This is a genomic window from Actinomadura hibisca NBRC 15177, assembly GCF_001552635.1.
Lineage (GTDB): Bacteria > Actinomycetota > Actinomycetes > Streptosporangiales > Streptosporangiaceae > Spirillospora > Spirillospora hibisca.
The window spans coordinates 18,582-39,929 of the sequence record NZ_BCRO01000081.1 but is presented as its reverse complement, the minus strand read 5'-3'; the positions used below and the strand labels follow the sequence as shown (position 1 = coordinate 39,929).

Here is a 21,348-nt window from a genome sequence, read left to right as displayed (position 1 = left end):
CTCCTCAGCGGAATTCCGCCAGCCGGGGCCGCAGCCCGGCCAGCACCAGCACGGCGATGACGGCCGCCCCGGCGGGCGGCACGGCCCGCCAGCCGCCCAGCCCGCCGTCGGCGTCGGCGATGGCCCGGGTGAACGCGGCGTGGTGGGCGTCGCTCAGCTTCACCAGCGCCGCGTCGTAGGCGTCGAAGTCGCGGATCGCGCCGCGGTCGCGGCCCATCCGCAACCTGATCGCCCCGGCGCGGTCGTTCCGGGCGGCCAGCTCGCGGATGCTCCGGTCGTTGCGCAGCACGGTCCGGTAGCCCTGGAGGGCCTGGCCGAGCGCCACGCTCTCGGCCCCGGTCGCGCTCTGCCGCGCCTCGTCGCCGAAGAAGCCGAGGAAGCGGATGGTGCGGGGGTTGGCGGCGAAGTCGTCCAGTTCCTCTTCCAGCCGCGTGTAGTAGCTCTCCAGGTTGACCGGCTTGTTCGCGCCCGGCTCGACGTAGAGCACCGACAGCGCCTTGTCGAGGTAGACCTGCTCGTAGGTGTCGGCGCGGCCGGGGTCGAGCAGGAAGCGGCTCTCGTCGGCGAACGCGCTGTGGCTGATCGCGCGCGCCCGCGACAGCGCCAGCACCGAGTCGAAGCCGTCCTCCTTGGCGCGCTGGAGGTGCCCGGCCTGCGCCGACAACATCCCGAACGCGACCGCGACCAGCCCGACGGTCAGCAGCGTCGCCGCCGCCAGCGCCGGGTTGACCAGGCGGCGGAAGCCGCGCGCCAGGTAGATCTGGGCGGCCAGCAGGATCAGCAGCACCAGCGCGCCGGTCAGCGCGACCCAGGCGCGGCCGGTGAGCACCGCCGAGCGCTTGGACTCGTAGGACTGCCGGACGGTCGCGCCGCTGTCCAGGGTCAGGTTGTACGCCTTGGGCAGCAGCTCCAGCTTCATCAGGTCGGTGGCCTGCCGGTAGGTCGTGACGACGTTCGCGGGCAGCTTCCCGGCCTCGTGGTCGGCCTGCCGGTCCAGCAGCATCGCCTCGCCGACCAGGCGCTCGTAGCGGCCGAGGCCGTCCAGCACGTCCTGCACGTTCTTGCGGCGCTTGGGGTCGTTCCCGGCGAGCTGCGCGGCCTGGACGGCGGCCAGCCCGGCGGCGGCGCGGCGCTGCTCGTAGCGGCGCAGCGAGCCGTCGTAGCCGATGCCGAGCGAACGTTCGCGGCCGATCAGCAGGATGTCGGCGACCTGCGCGTCCATGTCGCTGAGCGCGAAGTACAACGTGCCGGTCGCGACGACCTGCGGGCCCGCGTCGTGGCCGATGGTCTGCACGCCGTCGCGGGCGTTGTCGACCGCGACCGTCAGCACCACCGTCAGCACCGCGACGGCGACGAGCGCGGCGGCCGCGTAGGCGCGCAGCCGCCCGGGGATGGTGCGCAGCCAGTGGCCGCGCACGAACGTCGTCACCCGGCTCGGACGCCGCGCCGGGACGGGCGGCGGTGACGACGGCCGGTCGGGCGCGGGCGGGCGGATGGTCGGCACCGCCGGTTGCCGGGTGGTGGTCATCTCGGGTCCTCCGGGCGCGACGACAGCGTGATGGTGGTCCAGGCGCCCACGTGGACGCGGTCGCCGTCGCCCACCTGGACGGGAGTGTTGACGGCGATCGGCTCGGTGCCGCCGTTCAGCGTGGTGCCGTTGGTGGAGCCGGGGTCGACCAGGTCCCAGGTGCCGTCGGAGCGGGCGCTCAGCACGGCGTGGGTGTGCGAGACGCCGGGGTCCTCCGGCGGCAGGCCGAGGTCGATGTCGGGCGCGATGCCGCGCGAGGCGCTGCGCCGTCCGATCAGCACCTTGCCGCCGGTCATGCCGCCCAGCAGCGGCACCCGCCGCTCGGGGTAGGCGGGCGGGAACGCCAGCGTCGCCGCGTCCGGGCCCTCCTGCGCTACCACCGAGTCGTAGTAGGCGCGGTCGGCGCTGACCACGGCCGTCCATCGGGGCGCGCCGGGCGGCGGGGGCAGCGGTTGCGGGACGCGGACGGGCTCGCTGTGCAGGTCACCGAAGAAGCGCTCGGGCGTCGTGCCCAGCTCGAAGTCGTAGCCGTCCTCCTCGCAGAAGCGGCCCGACTTGGGCGTCCCGCAGTTGGGGCAGGACTCGACGACGGGCCCAGGCCCGCTCATGGGCGGCGAGGCCACCGGCTCCCGGCCGCCCGGCCCGCTCATGGGCGAGGCCCCGGTGCCCCGGTCCGGCGACTCCGACGGCACCGACAGCTCGGCGCGCGGCGCGCCCTCCATCAGCTCGCCGCAGATGTCGCAGAAGTGCGCGTCGGCGGAGGTGTGCCCGTTGGGACAGCGCGGCATGGCTCAGCTCCCGGCGTTCGGCGCGCCCGGCCCCGCGGGGCGCGCGCCCCGGCCGGTCCGCACGGTGCGGACCGAGCGGGTGTCGAGGGACATCTCGTCGGCCTTCTCCACGTCCTTCTTCAGCCGGACCGTGCCGGACTCCTCGTCGATCACGTCCACGACCCGTTCCAGCAGCTCGGCGACCTGCTCGTTGCCGACCTGCTTGGCCAGCACCACCGCGCGGCCGAGCCGGGCGGTGGCGCGGTCCTCGTCGCCCGCGCGGCGCGCCTCCAGGCCCGTCTGCACGGCCTCGGCCAGCTCCGACTGCCCGGTGTGGTGCGCCACGCCCTTGCTGATGCGGGTGGACTTGGCCTCGTCGTCGGTCCACTCGGCGAGCACGTTCACCGGGCCGACCGCACGCTCGACGGGCGCGGCCCCGCTGCCGGGCACCACCAGCTTCACCCACGCCGCGCGCATCTGGCGGCCGACGTCGCCGGGCTGCACCTCCACGCACAGGTGGTAGTCGCGGTCCTCGGTGCCCCACGCGCCCAGCGGGTAGTCGCCGGTCTGCTGGCCGGACGCCACCCGCCTGTCGGTGAGGTCCTCGACGGTCGGCTCCATCTGCTTGAGGAACCGGACGCGCGCGGTCTGCGGCGTCCAGAGCCGTAGCGACACGTCGGCGACCTCCTTGCCCATCGCCGCCTCGGTGATCTCCCGGAAGCGCGCCTCCAGGTCGGCCGGATCGGGCACGTCCAGGAACGTGCCGAGCAGCGCCGAGGAGATCTTGCGCAGCTCGGCGACCTCCCAGTCGGTGCCGACGCCGAACGCGTCGCACACGAAGCCGCCCGCGCACTGGGCGAGCGCGGCGTCCAGCTCGGCGGCGGTCTCGTGCTGGTTCTTGCCGTCGGTGAGCAGCGTGGCGTGCCGGACGTCCTGCCGGTCCTCGGTGAGCAGCCGGTCGGCCAGCCGCAACCAGGTGCCGATGGCGGTGCCGCCCGCCGCGTCCAGCCGGCCGACCGCCGCCAGCGCGGCCTTGCGGGTGCCCGCGTCCATCTTGGCGAGGCGCTCCCCGGCCGGATAGATCATGCGCGGCTGGTTGGCCCCGGCGACGACCGCGAAGCGCACGCCGTCGCGCAGCACCGTCAGCGCCGCCTTCGCCGCCTGCTTGGCGGCGGCCATCTTGCCGCCGTAGGACATCGAGCCGGAGGTGTCGATGATGATGATCTCGGCGGCCTCGGCGGGCCGCGCCCGGACGGCCGCGCCCGCGGCGCGCACGGTGACCACCGCGTGCATCTCGCGGCCGCCCGCCGGCAGGTAGGGGTTCTGGTCGACGTCGATCGTGAACTCGGGAAGGTCGCTCATCGAGGGGGCTCCCTGGTCGGTTCGGCCGATGGGTAGGGGATCAGCGCCACCGTGACGTTGTCGTGGCCGCCGGCGTCCAGGGCCGCCCGGACCAGCTCCCGGGCGGCGGCCAGCGGCGCGGCGGCCGGGTCGGGGCCGGCGTCCAGCACGGCGGCCAGGTCGGCGGGCCCGGGGAAGTGGTTCCAGAGGCCGTCGCTGCACACCAGCAGCACGCCGGGCCCGCGCGGCGCGAACGTCACCACGTGCGGGTCGACGGTCCCGGCGTCGGCGCCCAGCCAGGCGGTCAGCAGGTGGGCGCGCGGGTCGGCCCAGGCGTCCCGCTCGCTCATCGCCTTGCGCGCCACCATCCGCACCGCCCAGGTGTCGTCCCGCGTCAGCACCTCGCCCCGTTGGACGCGCGCGGCGCCCTCCGGGAGCCAGTAGGCGCGGCTGTCGCCCACCCAGCCCACGGTGATCATGTCACCGGCGGCGATCGCCGACACGTAGGTGCAGGCGGGGGCGGTGTGCGGCTTTCCCGCCAGGTCGCCGACGGCGTCGGCGGCGCGGCGGGCGGCGGCGCGGGTGGCGTCCTGGTGGTCGGAGCCGACGGCGAGACGGCGGGCCAGCACCGCCGCGCCGGTCTCGACGGCCGCGAGCGCCGCCGCCTCCGAGCCGGGGGCCGACGCGACGCCGTCGCACACGACCGCGCAGACCGCGCCGGGCGAGGACGTCATCGCGAACGCGTCCTCGTTGCGGCTGCGGCGGCGGCCGATGTCGCTGATCCCGGCGGCGCGGGACGGGCCGGACGGCGCGGCGCCCGGCCCGGCGAGCTCGAACTCGATCCGGTCGCGGGGGCCCGGCTGCCGGAGCCCGCACGCCTCGCAGAACCCGTCGTCGCTCACCAGGGGTGCGCCGCAGTCCACGCACCCGGCGGGCGGCACCCGGCCCCGGCCCTCGTGCAGCACGAGCGTGGCGGGCACCAGCGGCTTGGCCGGGCGGGGACGGCCGCACGCCTCGCAGAAGCGGTCGCGCGCGTGCAGGGCCTCCCCGCACCCGGCGCAGACCGCCAGGACGATGCCGTTGCCGCTCTCGGCGTCCGCGCCCATCGTCAGAACAGCGTCCTCGGGCGGACGGCGTTGGCCCGTTTGACCAGGACGTGGCGCTCGCCGGGACTCGCGGCCAGCTTGGCGAGCTGCCGGTAGGTGCCCTCCAGCCTGCGGCGCAGCTCGGTCTCCTTGAGCGGCACGCCGAGGACCTCGTCGAGCCCGGCGGGACGGCCGCCCGGCGCGCCCGCACGCAGCCAGGCGAGGGCCGCCTCCAGGACCTCGGCGGCGAAGCGGGCGTAGCGCTCGTTGTCCAGGCGCAACGACCGCAGCCTGCGGCCCGCCTCGGCGAGCAGCGCGGCGTTCAGCTCCTCGGGGCGGCGGCCCCGCACGGCGGTGGCGACGGTGGCGAGCTGCGCGGGCACGTAGTAGCTGGAGATGCGCGGCACCGCGTCCAGCTCGCGGCCCGCCGCGCCCCGGTCACCGGCCGCCAGCCGCACCCGCGACAACCCGAACGCCGCGCTCACGAACGTGGGGTCGGTGCGCCACACCAGCTCGTAGTAGCGCTCGGCCTGCCCGGCGTCGCCGCGCAGCTCGTGGCAGAACGCCAGCGCCAGCTTGGGGGCGGTCTCCCCCGGCATCAGGTCGTACAGCTCCGCGAAGATCACCGACGCCTGCTCGGCCCGGCCCGCCGCCAGCGCGTGCACGCCCCGGTACCAGTCGATGCGCCAGTCCTCGGGGTGGTCGGCCTCGTACTCGTCCAGCAGCTTGGCGGCCGGGTCGAGGTCGCCCAGCTCGATCCGGGCGCGCGCCGACGCGAGCCGCACCTCCGGGGAGTTGATCGGCGCGGCGTCGAGCGCGGCGGCCAGGTCGCCGGGGTCACGCGCGGTGAGGCCGCCGAGGAAGCCCGCGGCCGGGTCGGAGGCGTAGATCAGCGGCACCGGCAGCGCGGCGGCGGCTGCCGCCGGGACCAGCGGGGGCAGTACCGCGCCCGGGGAGACGCCGCCCTCGTTGTTGGACGCCGTGCCCGCCTGGACGGGGACGACGTCGGTGCCCGCCGCGTGCTGCTCGGCCCCGAACAGCACCGACGGCGCGGACCGCGACAACCCGTCGTCGGTGGACAGCACCTCGCGCAGCACGCCGGTGAGCTGCTCGGCCATCTCGGCGGCGCTCTGGAAGCGGCGCGCCGGGTCGGGGTGGCAGGCGCGGCGCAGCAGCCGGTAGTACGACTCGTGCCGCAGCAGCAGCGGCACCTCGGTACGTGGCGGCAGGCTGCGCAGGTGGCGACCGGTGTAGCCCTTGAACGGGAAGCTCAGCACCGCCAGCGTGCGGCCCACGGTGTAGAGGTCCGAGCAGACCGACGGGCCCCGCTCGGAGATCTCGGGGGCCTGGTAGCCGGGCGTGCCGAAGATCGGGCTGTTGACGTCGAAGGCGCGCCGCACGCCGCCGAGGTCGATCAGCTTGAGCTGCTCCTCCGACTGGATCGCGTTGTCGGGCTTGAAGTCGCAGTACAGCAGCCCGACGCCGTGCAGGTAGCCGAGCGCGCGCAACACCTCCAGCCCGTAGGCGATCACCTGGCCGAGCGGCAGCGCGACGTGCTCGCCCTCGGCCGTGCGCCGCTGGAGCAGGATGTCCTTCAGCGACTCGCCGCCGACGTACTCCATCACGATGTAGCCGGAGCCCGCGTGCCGCACGAAGTTGTAGATCTTGACGATGTTGGGGTGCTCGACCTCGGCCAGGAACGCCTGCTCGGCGGCGGCCGCGGCGAGCGAGTCGGCGTCGCCGGTGTCGAGCAGGCCCTTCAGCACGACCCAGCGGTCGCTGACGTTCTTGTCGCGGGCCAGGTAGACCCAGCCCAGGCCGCCGTGCGCGAGGCAGCCGAGGACCTGGTACTGGCCGCCGACCAGGTCGCCCTCGTGCAGCTTGGGGGTGAAGGAGAAGGGGTGCCCGCAACTGCGGCAGAAGCCCTCGGTGCGGCCGGGCTTGCCGTCGCGTCCGCGCCCGACCGGCTCGTCGCAGCGGCTGCAGAAGCGGCGGTTCTCCGGGACCTCGGGCTTGTCCATGACGGCGGTGGCGGGGTCGCGCGAGGGCACGGGCGGGATCTCGACCAGGCCCGCGCCGAGCATGCCGCGGCGGGCGGAGCCGGTGGAGTCGGAGCCGTGCGAGCCGGTGCCGGAGCCGCGGGTGGCGGTACGGCCGGAACTTCCGGTCCCGCCGGAAGCGGACGGCCCGGAACCCCCGCTCTCGCGGCGGGGGCCGGGGACGCGGGCGGGGGCGGGGGTGGTGGGGGCGACCTGCCAGGCGGAGGACGAGGCGAGGGAGACGCCTGCGGCCCTGCCGGGGGCGGCGTCAGGGGGACTGCCGGGAGGACCACCGTCGCCGAACCCGCCGCCGGGCTGCGCACCGCCGGACAGACCGCCTGCCGGGCCGGTGCCGGAAGGGCTGGGGCTGGACGGGCTGCCTGCTGGGCCAGCGCCGGACGGACCGGTACCCGCTGGACCGGTGCCCGCTGGACCGATGCCCGTTGGGCCGGTGCCTGCTGGGTCAGCGCCGGACGGGCTAATGCCGGACGGGCCGCCTGTTGGGCCGGTGCCGGACGGGCCTGCACCCGTCTGGCCAGGGCCCGTCGGGCCTCTGCCCGTGCCGGGCCTGCCGCCGGGGTCCAGGACCGTCGCCGGGGGCGGCGCGGGCAGCGGGGCCATGCCGCACGTGTCGCAGAAGCCGTCGTGGACGGCGCCGGAACAGCCCGGCTGGGTGCATCGGGTCATCGGCGTGTTCCCGTCCCGTTCTCGCACGCCTTGATCGCGCGTTGGTAGTCCGCCACCGCGGCGGTCGCCCGCCGCAGGTCGCAGGGTGCCGTCCAGAGCAGGTCCCGGGCCTGCCCGTGCAGGCGGGTGAGGCTGTCGTCCTCGGCGAGGCCGAGCCGGGCGGCCTTGGCGCGGTAGGCGTCCAGGCGACCGCGCAGCTCCGCGCGCCGGTCCAGCAACCCCTGACTGAGACGTACGTGCTCGGCGAGACGTTCCCGCGCGGCCTCGGCGGCGCGCTCCAGCTCGGCGACGCGGCCCGCCAGCTCGGCCCACCGGCCGCCCTCGCGCAACCCGGCCAGCGCCGCCAGGCGTTCACGCAGCGCCGCCGCCAGCGGCGGGGGCTCCGGCGGCCCCGGCGAGTCGATCTTGACCAGGACGTCGGCGCGCACCGCGCGGGCGCGGCCCTCCACCTCGGCCACCTCGGCGACCGCCGCCTCCAGCCGGGCGGCCTGCTCGGCGTAGGAGTCGCGCAGCCGGACCGCCTCGGCCAGCTCCCCGCGCAACGCCTCGATCCCGGCGCGCAGCCGGTCGAGCCGGACGGTGTCGGGACGCCCGCCGCGCACCAGCGACAGCGGGTCGGTGCGCACCACCTGGCCGAGCGCGGTCAGCTCCCGGCCGAGCCGGTCCAGCTCGGGGCGGCGCGAGCCGTCGAGTTGCTGGGCGAGCCGCGCGGTGGCGCGCCAGCCCTCCTCGGCCTCCTCCAGCGGCACCAGCAGCGCCGTCCAGGCGGCGTCGGCCGCCGCGACGACCTCGGCGGACCGCTCGTAGGACTCCGACATGATCGCCACGGCCTCGTCCAGCGTGACGCGCTCGCGCGGCGGCCCGAGCAGGGTGCGCCGCTCCAGCGGGATCTCGCCGCCGGGCACCTCCACCGACGTGCCCGCCAGCAGGCCGGTCAGCTCGGCGAGCACGCCGAGGCCGGGGCGGGGGTGCCGGGCGCGCAGCTCGGCGGCGGTGTCCAGCACCGTGCGGTAGGACTCGAACAACCGCCACAGCAGCGCGACGCGGGTGCGCGCCTCGTCCCAGCGCTGCCAGGTCTCGCCGGCGAGGCTGGCGCCGTTGAGCAGGCGGAAGCCGTCGTGCCGGTCGAGGTCCAGCAGCGCCGCGGCGATGCGGTCCCGCTCGTCGCGCAGCTCGCCGAGGGCGTGGTCGACGCCCTCGCGGCTCATGGGCGCGGCGGCGCCGGGCCCGCTGTCGTTCACTGCCACCCCGCGTTCGCTGTCGCCCGTCCCCTGGTGGTCGTGGATGTGGTGTTCCCCGTGGTCGTTCCGGCGTCCGGCCGTCCCCAGCATGGGCCGGGCGTCTTCCGTTCAGTGTGATCGGTGACACTTTTCCCGACAAGCCGCTTCTCCGGCTCCGGCGGCCACAGGCGGGATACCCCGCTCGCGGGCGCGGCGGCACCGTTGGCCGCCATCGGCCACTTGCGCGCCGTCCGTATCCCGTTTCACTCTGGTTACGGCCTCGACCTGGGGCTTCATCCGCCGTCGCCCCGTTTTTCGCGCCAGCGGGGATTCCTCCTCTCTGATACCGCTCTGACCTGCGAGTCTGAGGCGTTCATCACATCGGGGGCGCTTGTGCGGCGGGAACGTCCTGGTGTGGAGTGACGTTCCGCAGTTGAAGACCGTCTCTTGAGAAGGAGTTGAGAGTCCGCAGTGTCGGACCCCAGTCATAGACCCGGTGGCCCATGCTGACCGCGGTCCTCGGCGTTCTCGCCGTCCTGCTGCTCACCGCGGCGACCGGATACTTCGTCGCCCAGGAATTCGCGTTCGTGGCCGCCGACCGGGCGCGCCTCACCCAGGCCGCCGACGAGGGGGACGCCGCCGCCGGCCGCGCCCTGAAGGTCATCGGGCGGCTGTCGTTCATGTTGTCGGGCGCGCAGCTCGGCATCACCATGACCACCCTGATCGTCGGCTTCATCGCCAAGCCCGCGCTGGCCGAGCTGATCGAGCCGCTGCTGCGCGTCGCCGGCGTCCCGGCCGGGGCGACGGGGGCGATCGCGCTGGCCACCGGCTTCGTGCTGGCCACCCTCGTCCAGATGTTGATGGGCGAGCTGTTCCCCAAGAACCTGGCGCTCGCCAAGGCCGAGCCGCTGGCCCGCGCGCTGGCCGCCTCCACGCTGGTCTACCTGGCGGTCTTCGGGCCGCTGATCCGCTTCTTCGACGCCGCCTCCACCCGGCTGCTGCGCGCGGTCGGCGTCGAGCCGGTCGAGGAGCTGCACAGCGGCGCGACGCTGGAGGAGCTGGGCGAGATCATCGACCGCTCCCAGGTCGCCGGGCACCTGCCCGCCGACCTGTCCGGCCTGCTGGAGCGCGCCGTGTCGTTCGGCGACCTGACCGCCGACGAGGTGATGGTGCCGCGCCCGCAGGTGCGCGCGCTGCCCGGCGACGCGACGGCCGCCGACCTGATCGCGCTGATCCGGGAGACCGGCCACACCGCCTACCCGGTGTACGACCGCGAGGTGGACGACGTGCTCGGCGTCGCGGGCGTCCGCGAGGTCGCCGACGACGAGCTCGACCCCGCCACGCCGTTGCGCACGATCGCGCGCCCGGCGCTGATGGTGCCCGGCAGCCAGCCGCTGTACGGCGTCATGGAGCGGATGCGCGACTCCGGCGAGGAGTTCGCGTGCGTGGTGGACGAGTACGGCGGCCTCGCCGGCATCCTCACCTTCGAGGACGTGGCCGAGGAACTGGTCGGCGAGATCGCCGACGAGACCGACGCCCGCGAGACCGCCCCGACCTCCGCGCCCGACGGCTCGTGGCTGGTGGACGCGGGCCTGCGCATCGACGAGATCAACCGGCTGACCGGCCTCGGCCTGCCCGAGGGCGACGCCTACGACACCCTCGGCGGCCTGGTCATGGCCGAGCTGCGGCGGCTGCCGTGCGCGTCGGACCGGCTGACGCTGGACCTCGGGCCGGGAGGCCGGGTCGAGGTCGAGGTGGTGACGGTGGCGCGGCGCGTGGCGGCCGAGGTCCGGCTGCGCGCGGTCACCGGCGACGCCGAGGCCGCCGCGCCCGACGCGACCGGCCCCGGCGGGTTCGGCACGCCCTGCGAGGCGGCGGCCGCGGCCGAGGCGGCGGTGGCCCGATGACCACCCTGCTGATCACGGTCCTGCTCCTGCTGGGCAACGGCTTCTTCGTGGCGGCCGAGTTCGCGCTGGTGGCGGCCAACCGGCCCGCGCTGGAGAAGGCCGCCGCGACCGGCGGCCGTCCGGCCGCCGCCGCCGTGGCCGGGGTCCGCGAGCTGTCGCTGATGCTGGCGGGCGCGCAGTTCGGCATCACCATGTGCTCGCTGGGCCTCGCGATCGTCACCGAGCCCGCCTTCGAGCACTTCCTGGAACCGCCGCTGCACGCGCTGGGCGTGCCCGAGGCGGGCACCAAGGCGATCGCGCTGGCGGTGGCCCTCGCGGTGATCACCTTCCTGCACATGGTGGTGGGCGAGATGGCGCCCAAGTCGTGGGCGATCGCCAACCCGGAGCGGTCGGCGCTGATCCTGGCGCTGCCGTTCCGCGCGTTCGCGAAGGTGTCCCGGCCGGTGCTGGCGGCGCTGAACACCACCACCAACGGGCTGCTGCGGCTGGTCGGCGTGACGCCCCGCGACGAGCTGGACGACCACACCGACCCGCAACGACTCAGCCACCTGCTGGGCGAGTCGCGGCGGCTCGGGCTGATCGGACGGCACGACCACGAGCTGCTGCGGCGCTCGATCGCGGCGCGCGAGGCGACGGTGGGGCACCTGGTCGTCCCGGCCGACCGGGTCACCACGATCGACGCGGGCGCGACGGCCGCGCAGATCCGCCGCACCGCCACCGCCAAGGGGCACAGCCGCCTGGTGGTGCTGGACGGCGGCGTCCCGACCGGCATCGTGCACGTGCGGGCGGCGATCACCGACCCGGACGCGCGGCACGCGGCGGAGCTGGCCCACCCGGCGCCGACGCTCACCACCGGCACCACGGTGCTGGACGCGGTGACGCGGCTGCGGCGGGGCCGCGCGCAGCTCGCGGTCGTCAACGACGACACCGGTTTCGCGGGCATCGTCACGCTGGACGATCTGCTGGCCGAGCTGCTGGCCACCAACCCGCACTAGCCCTTCGGCGGGCGTCCGGCCGGGCGCCCGCCGAAGATCGTTAACGTGTGGGACGTTAGACGCGGGCAGAAGGGGAGAAATACGGCCCCGAAGCGACAGGGAACGGAATGGGTGCGGTGTCGACCAGCGAAGACCTCTACGGCCCACTGACCGACCTCTACGCGCGCCTGGAAGAGTCCCTGCGCGAGAAGGACCTGGCCCCCGTCGGCTGGGCCCCCCACCTGGCGGCGCTGCGCGCGCTGCGGCCGGGCGACGCCCTGTCCACGCTGCTGTTCGCGCCGGAAGAACTGCCGGAGGACGCGCCGGTGCGGCTGGTGCGCGGCGGCGACGCCCCCGGCCCGGTGGTCCGCGCGCTGGTGGACGGGCTGCTGGCGAAGGGGGAACGCGCGCTGGTGCTGGCCCCGACGCCCGAGCACGTCACCGAACTGTTGACGGCGCTGGACGAGAACGGCTTCGTGCTGGAGGCGGCACCGGAGTACCTGCCGAAGCCGCTGCCGATCCCGCCCGTCAAGGGGCGGGGCGAGCAGGGCTCCAACGGGACGGTGGAGTTCCGGCCGCCGATGCGGACCGGGGACACGGCCGAGGAACCGGCGGCGGCGCTGCTGGAGGACCGGCCGAGCGCGATCACGGACCCGCTGGAGGCGGCCGAGGAAGCGCCCGCGCCCGACGCCTCTCCCCTGGACACCCAGTCACCGTCCCTCATCGGCCCCGGCGTGGAGACACAAGCGCCCCCGCCCGTCGAGCCGAGCCTGCAAACGCAGGCCCTGACCCCCGTCGAGCCCGACGCAGGGGAGCAGGTGCCCCCGCCGCTTGAGCCCAGCGTGGAGACACAGTCGCTCTCGCCCATCGAGCCCGACTTGGCGGAGCAGGCACCTCCGCTGGCCGAGCCGAGCGTGCAGACGCAGGCCCTCCCGCCCATCGAGCCGAGCGTGGAGGAGCAAGCACCTCCGGCAGCCGAGCCCAGCGTGGAGACGCAAAACCTCCCGCCCGTAGAGCCCGCCCCGGAAGCCCAGGTGCTCCCGCCTGTCGAGCCCAGCCCCGAAGAGCAGGCGCCTCCGCCCGCCGAACCAAGCGTGCAGACGCAGGCCCTCCCGCCCCTTGAGCCCGTGGCAGAGGCCGAGGCCGTCGAGCCCGTGCCCGTCGAGGCCCCAAACCCCACCGGGACGATGCCGCTGGAAGAACTCCCGGCCGATGCCACGCCGTCGCCCGCCGTCCAGGCCCAGCCGCCGCAGACCGTCCCGGACCTGCCGCCCGTAGACGTCCCGCCTCCCACGGACGCCGACGCGCCCGCAGCCCCGGAGCCGGCCGAGGAAGCGGTGCCCGAGCCCCTGGCGGTAACGCCCATCATCGGCGCGGAGTCCGAAGGCACCGACGAGGACACCCAGGTCGCCTCGGCGGTCCCCGAAACCGACCGAGCCCCCGAAACCCGCGTGCGCCGGGCCGTGGTCCGCACCGTCGGCAACGCCTGGCAGGAAGCCTGGCAGAACGAGCTGCGCCTCCTCCAGCGCGGCATGTTGTGGCTGGAGCAGTGGCCCCGGGACGTCGCGGCCATGGAAGCGTTCCAGGAGGGCCGGACGCAGCGCGAGACCGAGGACGAGGCGACCCTCGCCCAGCTCACCGCGCAGGTCGAGCGCGCCAGGAACGACGTCACCGCCGCGCAGGAGGCCATCGAGTCCTCCCGCCAGGAGGTCGAGCGCCTGGCCGCCGAGGAGCAGACCACCGCCGGGGAGATCACCGAGCCGCGCGCCGAGGCCGCCCGCCTCCACGACGTCGCCGAGACCGCCGCCGCCGAGGCCGGGAACCTCACTCGCGCCGCCGACGCCGCCCACCAGCGCTGCACCGCCCTCGTCGAGCAGACCGGCCGCACCCAGTCCGAGCTGGACGCGGCCCGCCAGCAGGAGCAGTCGCTCACCGGCGAGCTGGCCCGCGCGCGCGAGGAACTGCCGCGCGCCGTCGAGGAGGCCGAGCGCCTGGTCACCGAGGACGCCGACGCCGTCGCGGAGGGGCACGCCAGCTACTACCGGATGGTGTCGGCGGAATCGGCGTTGGGCGCGCTCCGTCAGAAGATGACGCTGGGCCAACGCCTGCACGTGGCCGCGCCGCCCGCCGAGATGAAGCGGCTGCGCGCCGAGGTGAAGGCGCGCTCGCGCGAGGCCGACGAGGCCGCCAACCGGGCCCGCCGCACCAAGGACGCCGCCGAGCAGGCCGCCGCGCGCCGTGCGGGGCTCGAACGTTTCATCTCCGAAGGCGGAGCGGGCCTGGTCGCGGCCCAGCAGGCACAGCAGCGCCTGGGCGCGGAGCTGGAGCAACTGGCCGTCGAGCGCGAGTCGGCCGCCGTCGCCTACCGCGACCAGGCCCGTCTGGCGGCCGAGGCCGTGGACCGCGCCACGCAGACCAGCGCGACGGCCCGGTTCGCCCAGCAGTCCGTGCGCGCCCTGGAAGAGAAGCTGGCGGCCCTCCGCACCGAGCACGAGGTGGCGCAGTCGGCCGCCGCGCGCGCCCAGGCCGACGCCGAGACCGCCGCGCACCACCTCACCGAAGCGGAGACGGCCCTCAAGGACCACGAGGCCGCCGCCGAACAGCGCGCGGAGGCCGACCGGACCGAGCTGGCGGCCCTCACCGAAGCCGAGCAGCGTTCCCGCGAGCAGGTCGAGCAGATCTGCGGCCCCGACCCGGCCGCCGACCCCGAGTCCCTGGCCGTCGAGCAGGAACGGGCGATGCAGCGCATCGAGAAGTTGTCGGCCTATCTGGCGGCCGACGGCCACACCGAGACCGAGGTGCTGTTCCGCACTGCCGAGGTCGTGTGCGGCACGCCCGTCACCGTCGGGTCGGCCGACCCCGGCGACGACTTCGACGCGCTGATCGCCGTGGGCCCGCTGACCGACGCGGAGTTCCTGGTCGGCGCGGTGCGGGCGCGCCGCTGGATCCTGGTGGGCGACGCCGCCGAGCGGCCCGCCGAGCACCCCGAGTACGGCGAGCCGCGGCACGCCCTGTTCGAGCGCGCCGCGGCGGTGTTGCCGGTGGAGGACCTCAGTCGTCCTTGATGAGCAGGTCGAGCAGCCAGCCGACCACGCCCACGACGATCGCGCCCCAGAACGCCGCCCAGAACCCGGCGACGTCGAACGGCAGGTCCAGCCGCTGCGCGACCTCGCCGGTCAGCAACATCAGCAGCGCGTTCACCACCAGGCCGAACAGCCCGAGGGTGAGCACGTAGAACGCGCAGCCCAGCGTCTTGACGATGGGCTTGATCACGCCGTTGACCAGGCCGAAGATGACGGCGACGCCGACCAGCGTGAGCACGCGGCGGGCGGTGTCGTCGCCGGTGAGGGTGATGCCGTCGATCACCAGGGTCGCCACCCAGAGCGCGACGGCGGTGATGCCTACCTTCAGAAGAATCCGCACATCTCGATCATGGTCGGGCACGGTGCCGGTTTCATCCCCCTGCGATGCGATATCCGCCCGCCGGGACTCATCATCCGGTACGAGCCCGGAGGGTCACTCGGAACGATCGAAGAACGGCGAGGCGGCCGTGACCTGCGAACGCGGGGCCGCCCCGGCGGGGGTGCGCTGCCGCGCGGCGGCCGGGTCGGCGCGGCGGGCGTGCGCCAACTCCTGCTGGAGGCGGCGCTTCTCCATCTCCAGCGTGGTCAGCGAATCCTCGTGCTCGGCGCGCAGCTCGCGCAGGTCGCGACGGGCCCGCCGCGAGCGCCCCGCGCCCACGAACGTGATCATCATGCCGACGACGAAGACCACGGCGACGGCGACTCCGGCGAAGAAGACCTGCCAGACCTCGGTGACGCCGGGCACGTTCTCGCCGAACACCGTCAGCGTCACCGGCCCGGCGTCGGCCAGCGCGACGCCCACGGCGGCGGCGACGGCCGCGCCGACCAGGACCAGTCCCAGGAACAACACCATGTGCGGTTCTCCTCTCCAGCGGGGTCGGGAGGCCCACCACCCTGCCAGATCCCGACTGGATCATGCTTCTCCGTCCCGGTCGGCACGGTTTTGCGCGGTCGCCGGGCGGGCAGTGATCGCTGGGGTGAGAGGAGGCCCGATGGCCGTGCGGGCGGTGGTGTTCGACCTGGACGGGGTGCTGATCGACTCCGAGCCGGTGTGGGAGGAGGTCCGCCGCGGCTTCGTCGCCGACCACGGCGGCCACTGGCAAGCCGACTCGCAGGAGCGGCTGATGGGCATGAGCACCGAGGAGTGGTCCGCCTACCTGGCCGAGGACCTGATCGGCGGCATGGACCCCGAGGACGTCGCCTACCAGGTCATCGACCGGATGAGCGCCCGCTACGCCGAGCACCTGCCGCTGCTGCCGGGCGCGGTCGGGGCGGTCCGGCGGCTGGCGTCCGATCGCACGCTGGGCCTGGCCAGCTCCTCGCCCCGCGCGCTGATCGACCTCGTGCTCGGCGAGATGGGCGTGGCCGGGCTGTTCCGCGCGACGGTCTCCACCGAGGAGGCCGACCGCGGCAAGCCCGCCCCGGACGGCTACCTGCTGGCCGCCGCCCGCCTGGGCACGCCGCCGGAGCAGTGCGTGGCGATCGAGGACTCCAGCAACGGCCTGCGCGCGGCGCACAACGCGGGGATGCGCGTGATCGCCGTCCCGCACCCCCGCTACCCGCCCGCCGAGGACGCCCTGGCCCTGGCCGCCTACGTGGCCGACGATCTGGCCGACCTGACCCCCGAAAAGATCGACTCCCTCTGACGCCGTCGCCCATCCGGACCCGGAACGTCACCGGGTGTTCGTAGTATGGCGCGATGACTTCCCCCGCGAACGCCCCCGAGGTGTCCGAAGCGCTGGAGACGCTGAGCCGCGTCTTCGGCTACGACGCCTTCCGCGGGGACCAGCAGGAGATCATCGACCACGTGGTGGCCGGGCGGGACGCGCTGGTCCTGATGCCGACCGGCGGCGGCAAGTCGCTCTGCTACCAGATCCCCGCGCTGGTCCGGAAGGGCACCGGCGTCGTCATCTCGCCGCTGATCGCGCTGATGCAGGACCAGGTCGACGCGCTGCGCAACGTGGGCGTGCGCGCCGGGTTCCTCAACTCCACCCAGGACTTCGACGAGCGCCGCGTCACCGAGGCCCAGCTCGTCGCCGGGGAGCTGGACCTGCTCTACCTCGCGCCCGAGCGGCTGCGCCTCGGGCAGACCGTCGAGTTGCTGGACCGCGCCTCCATCTCGCTGTTCGCCATCGACGAGGCGCACTGCGTGTCGCAGTGGGGGCACGACTTCCGGCCCGACTACCTCATGTTGTCGCACCTGCACGAGCGCTGGCCGGAGGTGCCGCGCATCGCGCTCACCGCGACCGCCACGCAGGCGACCCGCGAGGAGATCGCCACCCGGCTCGACCTGACCGAGGCGCGGCACTTCGTGGCCAGCTTCGACCGGCCCAACATCCAGTACCGCATCGAGCCCAAGACCGACGCCAAGCGTCAACTCCTGCAACTGCTGCGCACCGAGCACGCCGGGGACGCGGGCATCGTCTACTGCCTGTCGCGCAACTCGGTGGAGAAGACCGCCGAGTTCCTGACCTCGAACGACATCCCGGCGCTGCCCTACCACGCGGGCCTGGACGCCCGGGTCCGCGCCGCCAACCAGGCGCGGTTCCTGCGCGAGGACGGCCTGGTCATGGTCGCGACCATCGCGTTCGGCATGGGCATCGACAAGCCCGACGTGCGGTTCGTGGCCCACCTCGACCTGCCCAAGTCGGTCGAGGGCTACTACCAGGAGACCGGCCGCGCGGGCCGCGACGGGCTGCCGTCCACCGCGTGGCTGGCCTACGGGCTCAACGACGTCGTCCAGCAGCGCAAGATGATCGACGGCTCGGAGGGCGACGCCGCGCACCGGCGGCGGCTCTCCCAGCACCTGGACGCGATGCTGGCGCTGTGCGAGACCGTCGAGTGCCGCCGCGTGCAACTGCTGAACTACTTCGGCCAGTCCGGCGAGCCCTGCGGCAACTGCGACACCTGCCTGACGCCGCCCGAGACCTGGGACGGCACGCTGCCCGCGCAGATGGCACTGTCGGCGGTGTGGCGGCTGGACCGCGAGCGCCGCCAGAAGTTCGGCGCCGGGCACATCATCGACATCGTGCGCGGCAAGAAGAACGCCAAGATCATCCAGTTCGACCACGACGCGTTGAACGTCTTCGGCAAGGGCGCCGACTGGAGCGAGGGCCAGTGGCGCGGCATCGTGCGCCAACTGCTGGCGCAGGGGTTGCTGGCGGTGGAGAGCAACTACGGCTCGCTGGTGCTGACCGACGCCAGCGGCGAGGTGCTGGGCGGCAAGCGCAAGGTCATGATGCGCCGCGACCCCGAGCGCGCCGCCGCGCCCAAGACGACGCGGGCCGCGCGCGAGCGCAAGGCCCCGGTGGACATGCCGGCCGAGCTGGCGCCGCTGTTCGAGCGGCTGCGCTCCTGGCGCGGCGCGACCGCCAAGGAGCAGGGCGTCCCGGCGTACGTGATCTTCCACGACGCGACGCTGCGCGAGATCGCGACCGCACGCCCCGCGTCGCTGGCGGAGCTGGGCTCGATCAGCGGCATCGGCGAGAACAAGCTGGCGAAGTACGGCGAGCAGGTGCTGGAGGCGCTGGCGGAGTTCGACGCCGAGGGCGGCGCACCGGCGTCGGGCGGCTCGTCCGCATCGGGTGGCTCGGCCACGCCAGGCAGCGCGTCCACGTCGGGCGGCACGGCCCCGGCGGGCGGTTCATCCGCGTCGGGTGGTGCTTCCACACCAGGCGGTTCGTCCACGTCAGGTGGCACGCCCACGTCGAGCGGCTCGGCTCCGGCGGCTGATCGACGGCCCGCCGCCAAGCGGTCCGCCTCGTCCGCCACCCCGCCCGCGCCCCGGCCCGCCGTCCACGACGATGACGACCCCGGCCTGCCCCCGGAGCCCGACTTCTACGACGACGGCTACTACGACTGAGGGCCCCTCAGTCCAGCGTGATCGCCTCGCCCGGCGCCAGGACGCGCACCTCGGTGCCGGGCGCGCTCTCCGCCGCGTACCGCACGAAGTCGTCCTCCGGACCCAGGAACAGGCCCGGCCGCACCCGTTCCAGCCCGACCGGCCACAACGTCCCGTAGTGGATCGGCACCGCCACGGCAGGCGCGGCCCGCCGCACCGCCTCGGCCGCGCGCCTCGGGTCCAGATGCCCCGGCCCCAGGCTCGGCCCCCAGCCCCCGACCGGCACCAGCGCGACGTCCAGCGCGCCGAGCCCCGCCATCCCGTCGAACAGGTCCGTGTCCCCCGCGAACCACACCGTGCGATCACCGCTGACCACGTAGCCCACGGTGTCCGCATGGTGCTTCGACCAGGGCGTACGCCCCCCGTCGTGCGCCGCCGGGACCGCCCGCACCGTCAGCCCGCCCATCGGCACCTGCTCCCCGGCGGCCAGCTCCACGCACCTCGGCGCCAGCTCCGGCGCGACGGCCTCTAGGAACGCCCGCGCGCCACGCGGGGCCAATAGCACGGTCGTCTCCGGCAGCCGCCGCAACGACGGAACATGCAGGTGATCAGCGTGCAGGTGCGAGATCAGCACCGCGTCCGCACGCAGCGCCGCCCCACCCGGAGCCGGTCCCCGGCGACGCCGCAGGTGCCCCAGACGGCCGGTCAGCACCGGATCGGTCAGCAGCCGCACGCCCCGGTCCTCGATCGTGGCGGTGCTGTGCCCCCACCAGGTGATGTTCACGTCCGGTGCCCCAGCCTCTCCAGCCAGCCGACCAGCACCCGGTGCACCGCCTCCGCCCCCACCAGCGGCTCGTCGGGCAGCGGCCAGTCGGCGGGGTGCACGAGCATCGCCTCGGTCTGCCAGCCGCCCAGGCCGCCGTGGTTGCCCACCAGCTCCTCGAACGCCGCCACCTCGCCCGTCGAAGGGTCGTACACGCTGCCGACGTAGATGTCGGGGGCATGATCGAGGCCGGAGACGCGCAGCAGGTCGTCGGCCGCGTTCGCGGGGAGCGCGGCCAGCGGGTCGGTCCCGTCCAGCCGCCCGTCCCGCAGGTACCGGATGCCCGCGTGCCCGATCGCCATCGGCCCCTCCAGCGCCGAGTCCATCACCAGGAACCCGACGCCGGGATGCGAGGCCAGCCCCGCGACCAGGCCGGGCCACAGGCGCTCCACATCTTCGAAGGTCAGCCGCCCCGGATGGCGGGGGAAGTAGATCAGGCCGAGGTTGCCCGATCCGAACACCGTCAGCTCGGGGCGGTCCGCGGCGTCGGGGACCTCCTGCGGGCCGAGGCCGGTCTCGGCGCGGTCCCCCAGGATGCGGCGGGCCAGTTCGGCGCTGACGCTGTGCTGCCGGGTGAGCTGGGCGAGGAAGGTGTTGACCGGCCCCCACTCCTCCACCGGCCCGGTCCCGGCCGCAACGCTCGGCGCGCCGCCCATCAGGTCGCGGACGACGTCCTCCAGCGGCGCGCCGAAGCGTTGCCGGAACGTCGCGCCCTGGCTCTGCCCGTGGTCGGACAGCACGACCAGGTGGTAGGGGCGCGGGGCCTGCCCGGCGACGCGTTCGAGCTGGCCGAGCACGCGGTCCAGGCCGTCCAGCGAGCGCATCGACTCCGGGCGCACCGGCCCGGCGTGGTGGGCGATCTCGTCGTAGTCCACGAAGTCCACGTAGACCGCCTTCGCGCCGCGCATGAGCTGCTCGGTGACCAGCGCCATGTTCAGGTCGCGCAACATCACGTTGGTGACGCCGCGCAGCAGCACGTACGAGCCGCCGCGCCGGATGCGCGGCTCCACGCCCCGCACCCGCTGGCTCCGCCCCTGGTACAGCTCCTTGATCATCTCGCCGACGGTGAGGATCAGCGCGCGGCTGAACCCGTACGGGTGGGTGAAGAACGACGCGTAGGACGCCGACGGGCCGAGCCCGCCCTCGGCGCGGTCGCCGACGCCGCTCATCGCCAGCAGCCTGACCTGCGCGTCCCCGGAGAACAGGTTGCTGACGCTCACCCCGTCGTCGGCCAGCAGCCCGCGCCCGTCGGAGATGCGCGCCTCGATCTCGGCGGCGTCGCGCGGCCGGTTGGCGACCATCGTGCGGTCGGCCTTCTTCTCGTACCAGCGGAACGCCGGGATGCCCTCGGTGGTGCCGTGCAGCAGCCCGGCCTGCGACACCGGCGTGGTGGAGGGCACGCGCGCCGTCCAGCCGGTCACGCGGTGGCCGCCCGAGCGGGTCCAGCGCGCCAGCGTCGGCAGGTTCCCGGCCCGCAACGCCCAGTCCAGCACCGGTTTCGGGACGCCGTCGAGCTGCACGAACAGCACGCCCGGCACGTCGCCGGGCTCGACGGCGCGGCGGCCCCGGGTCGCCTGCCGGACGCAGTGGGCGAGGAAGGCGTCCTCGGAGTCCACCGACAACAACCAGCCCAGCACGGTGGCGGCCAGCGCGTACAACCACGACGCGACGAGCGCCTCCCAGAAGCCGTTCACGTGGATGCCGGGCGCCAGCAGCAGCCCCGCGTAGGTCGTCACCGCCTGGGCCAGCAGCCCGATGGCGAACACCCCGAACCAGCTCAGCGCGACCGCCAGCAGGTTCAGCACCGGCAGCAGCACGGCGTTGACCAGCGCCAGCACCAGCGCGGCCAGCACCACCCAGCCGGGCCCGTCGGCCTCGATGCCGCCGCGCAACGCGATGATCGCGCCGAGCACCGGCACGCCCGCCAGCCAGTTCCACAGCAGCCTGAGCAGGTCGCCGGGGCGGGGCCGGCGGCCGCGCAGCAGCCGCCCGGCCAGCCGCCGCCGGCGGCGCCCGGCGGGCTCGGTGATCATGCCATCGAGTAAATCAGGCC

The 21,348-nt window shown here is 74.7% G+C and carries 15 protein-coding genes; 5 read left to right on the top strand and 10 right to left on the bottom strand.

Annotated features, from left to right (window positions below; translation table 11 throughout):
- Nucleotides 1–4: 4 nt before the first annotated feature.
- The 6 genes from AH6_RS32555 to AH6_RS32530 form a co-directional block, all read right to left on the bottom strand.
- Complete coding sequence (locus AH6_RS32555; protein ID WP_083983699.1) at nt 5–1,528, bottom strand: GlnX family signal transduction membrane protein; 1,524 nt, start codon at nt 1,526–1,528, stop codon at nt 5–7.
- Nucleotides 1,525–2,316, bottom strand: a complete 792-nt coding sequence (locus tag AH6_RS32550; protein WP_067487882.1) for an FHA domain-containing protein — start codon at nt 2,314–2,316, stop codon at nt 1,525–1,527. Before AH6_RS32550 ends, AH6_RS32555 begins: the two co-directional genes overlap by 4 nt.
- Before the next feature lie 3 nt (nt 2,317–2,319).
- Nucleotides 2,320–3,657 carry a VWA domain-containing protein gene (locus AH6_RS32545; RefSeq protein WP_067487880.1) on the bottom strand — a complete coding sequence of 446 codons (1,338 nt, stop codon included), beginning with the start codon at nt 3,655–3,657 and terminating at the stop codon, nt 2,320–2,322.
- Entirely contained in the window at nt 3,654–4,742 is a 1,089-nt protein-coding gene (locus AH6_RS32540) for a PP2C family protein-serine/threonine phosphatase (protein ID WP_067487879.1), read from the bottom strand. The genes AH6_RS32545 and AH6_RS32540 overlap by 4 nt, the downstream gene beginning before the upstream one ends.
- A 2-nt stretch (nt 4,743–4,744) precedes the next feature.
- Nucleotides 4,745–6,805 (bottom strand): serine/threonine-protein kinase, encoded by a 2,061-nt coding sequence (locus tag AH6_RS32535; protein ID WP_067487877.1) that lies wholly within the window; start codon nt 6,803–6,805, stop codon nt 4,745–4,747.
- Between the two features lie 638 nt (nt 6,806–7,443).
- Complete coding sequence (locus AH6_RS32530) at nt 7,444–8,778, bottom strand: hypothetical protein (protein WP_245679562.1); 1,335 nt, start codon at nt 8,776–8,778, stop codon at nt 7,444–7,446.
- A 392-nt stretch (nt 8,779–9,170) separates the two neighbouring features.
- Here AH6_RS32530 and AH6_RS32525 point away from each other — a divergent pair, with 392 nt between their 5' ends.
- From AH6_RS32525 to AH6_RS32515, 3 genes are all read left to right on the top strand, one after another.
- The gene (locus tag AH6_RS32525; RefSeq protein WP_157431865.1) at nt 9,171–10,574 is read left to right on the top strand and encodes a hemolysin family protein; all 1,404 of its coding nucleotides are present in this window, start codon (nt 9,171–9,173) and stop codon (nt 10,572–10,574) included.
- Nucleotides 10,571–11,569 (top strand): hemolysin family protein, encoded by a 999-nt coding sequence (locus AH6_RS32520; RefSeq protein ID WP_067487875.1) that lies wholly within the window; start codon nt 10,571–10,573, stop codon nt 11,567–11,569. Before AH6_RS32525 ends, AH6_RS32520 begins: the two co-directional genes overlap by 4 nt.
- 116 nt (nt 11,570–11,685) lie before the next feature.
- Entirely contained in the window at nt 11,686–14,613 is a 2,928-nt protein-coding gene (locus AH6_RS32515; RefSeq protein ID WP_157431864.1) for a coiled-coil domain-containing protein, read from the top strand.
- On the opposite strand, the gene AH6_RS32510 is transcribed toward AH6_RS32515, so the two are convergent.
- Nucleotides 14,600–14,971, bottom strand: a complete 372-nt coding sequence (locus AH6_RS32510) for a phage holin family protein (RefSeq protein WP_067487871.1) — start codon at nt 14,969–14,971, stop codon at nt 14,600–14,602. The two genes, AH6_RS32515 and AH6_RS32510, sit on opposite strands and share 14 nt — an antisense overlap.
- 93 nt (nt 14,972–15,064) lie before the next feature.
- Complete coding sequence (locus AH6_RS32505; RefSeq protein WP_174555145.1) at nt 15,065–15,484, bottom strand: hypothetical protein; 420 nt, start codon at nt 15,482–15,484, stop codon at nt 15,065–15,067.
- A gap of 139 nt (nt 15,485–15,623) precedes the next feature.
- Between AH6_RS32505 and AH6_RS32500 the strand changes: the two genes are divergently transcribed.
- Nucleotides 15,624–16,277, top strand: coding sequence for an HAD family hydrolase (locus AH6_RS32500; RefSeq protein ID WP_067487870.1), 654 nt, complete (start codon nt 15,624–15,626; stop codon nt 16,275–16,277).
- Between the two features lie 53 nt (nt 16,278–16,330).
- Nucleotides 16,331–18,493, top strand: a complete 2,163-nt coding sequence (recQ, locus tag AH6_RS32495; protein WP_083983698.1) for a DNA helicase RecQ — start codon at nt 16,331–16,333, stop codon at nt 18,491–18,493.
- A gap of 7 nt (nt 18,494–18,500) precedes the next feature.
- Here recQ and AH6_RS32490 read toward each other — a convergent pair whose 3' ends face one another.
- Both AH6_RS32490 and AH6_RS32485 read right to left on the bottom strand, forming a co-directional pair.
- Entirely contained in the window at nt 18,501–19,256 is a 756-nt protein-coding gene (locus AH6_RS32490; RefSeq protein ID WP_067487868.1) for an MBL fold metallo-hydrolase, read from the bottom strand.
- Nucleotides 19,253–21,328, bottom strand: coding sequence for a phage holin family protein (locus AH6_RS32485; RefSeq protein ID WP_083983697.1), 2,076 nt, complete (start codon nt 21,326–21,328; stop codon nt 19,253–19,255). Before AH6_RS32485 ends, AH6_RS32490 begins: the two co-directional genes overlap by 4 nt.
- Nucleotides 21,329–21,348: the final 20 nt, after the last annotated feature.

Excerpts from the sequence above, each read along its gene's own strand:
- AH6_RS32525 (WP_157431865.1), top strand. The coding sequence starts at position 9,171 with ATGCTGACCGCGGTCCTCGGCGTTCTCGCCGTCCTGCTGCTCACCGCG.
- AH6_RS32485 (WP_083983697.1), bottom strand. The coding sequence starts at position 21,328 with ATGATCACCGAGCCCGCCGGGCGCCGCCGGCGGCGGCTGGCCGGGCGG.
- AH6_RS32535 (WP_067487877.1), bottom strand. The coding sequence starts at position 6,805 with ATGCTCGGCGCGGGCCTGGTCGAGATCCCGCCCGTGCCCTCGCGCGAC.
- AH6_RS32500 (WP_067487870.1), top strand. The coding sequence starts at position 15,624 with ATGGCCGTGCGGGCGGTGGTGTTCGACCTGGACGGGGTGCTGATCGAC.
- recQ (WP_083983698.1), top strand. The coding sequence starts at position 16,331 with ATGACTTCCCCCGCGAACGCCCCCGAGGTGTCCGAAGCGCTGGAGACG.
- AH6_RS32530 (WP_245679562.1), bottom strand. The coding sequence starts at position 8,778 with ATGCTGGGGACGGCCGGACGCCGGAACGACCACGGGGAACACCACATC.
- AH6_RS32505 (WP_174555145.1), bottom strand. The coding sequence starts at position 15,484 with ATGGTGTTGTTCCTGGGACTGGTCCTGGTCGGCGCGGCCGTCGCCGCC.
- AH6_RS32550 (WP_067487882.1), bottom strand. The coding sequence starts at position 2,316 with ATGCCGCGCTGTCCCAACGGGCACACCTCCGCCGACGCGCACTTCTGC.
- AH6_RS32540 (WP_067487879.1), bottom strand. The coding sequence starts at position 4,742 with ATGGGCGCGGACGCCGAGAGCGGCAACGGCATCGTCCTGGCGGTCTGC.
- AH6_RS32555 (WP_083983699.1), bottom strand. The coding sequence starts at position 1,528 with ATGACCACCACCCGGCAACCGGCGGTGCCGACCATCCGCCCGCCCGCG.
- AH6_RS32545 (WP_067487880.1), bottom strand. The coding sequence starts at position 3,657 with ATGAGCGACCTTCCCGAGTTCACGATCGACGTCGACCAGAACCCCTAC.
- AH6_RS32520 (WP_067487875.1), top strand. The coding sequence starts at position 10,571 with ATGACCACCCTGCTGATCACGGTCCTGCTCCTGCTGGGCAACGGCTTC.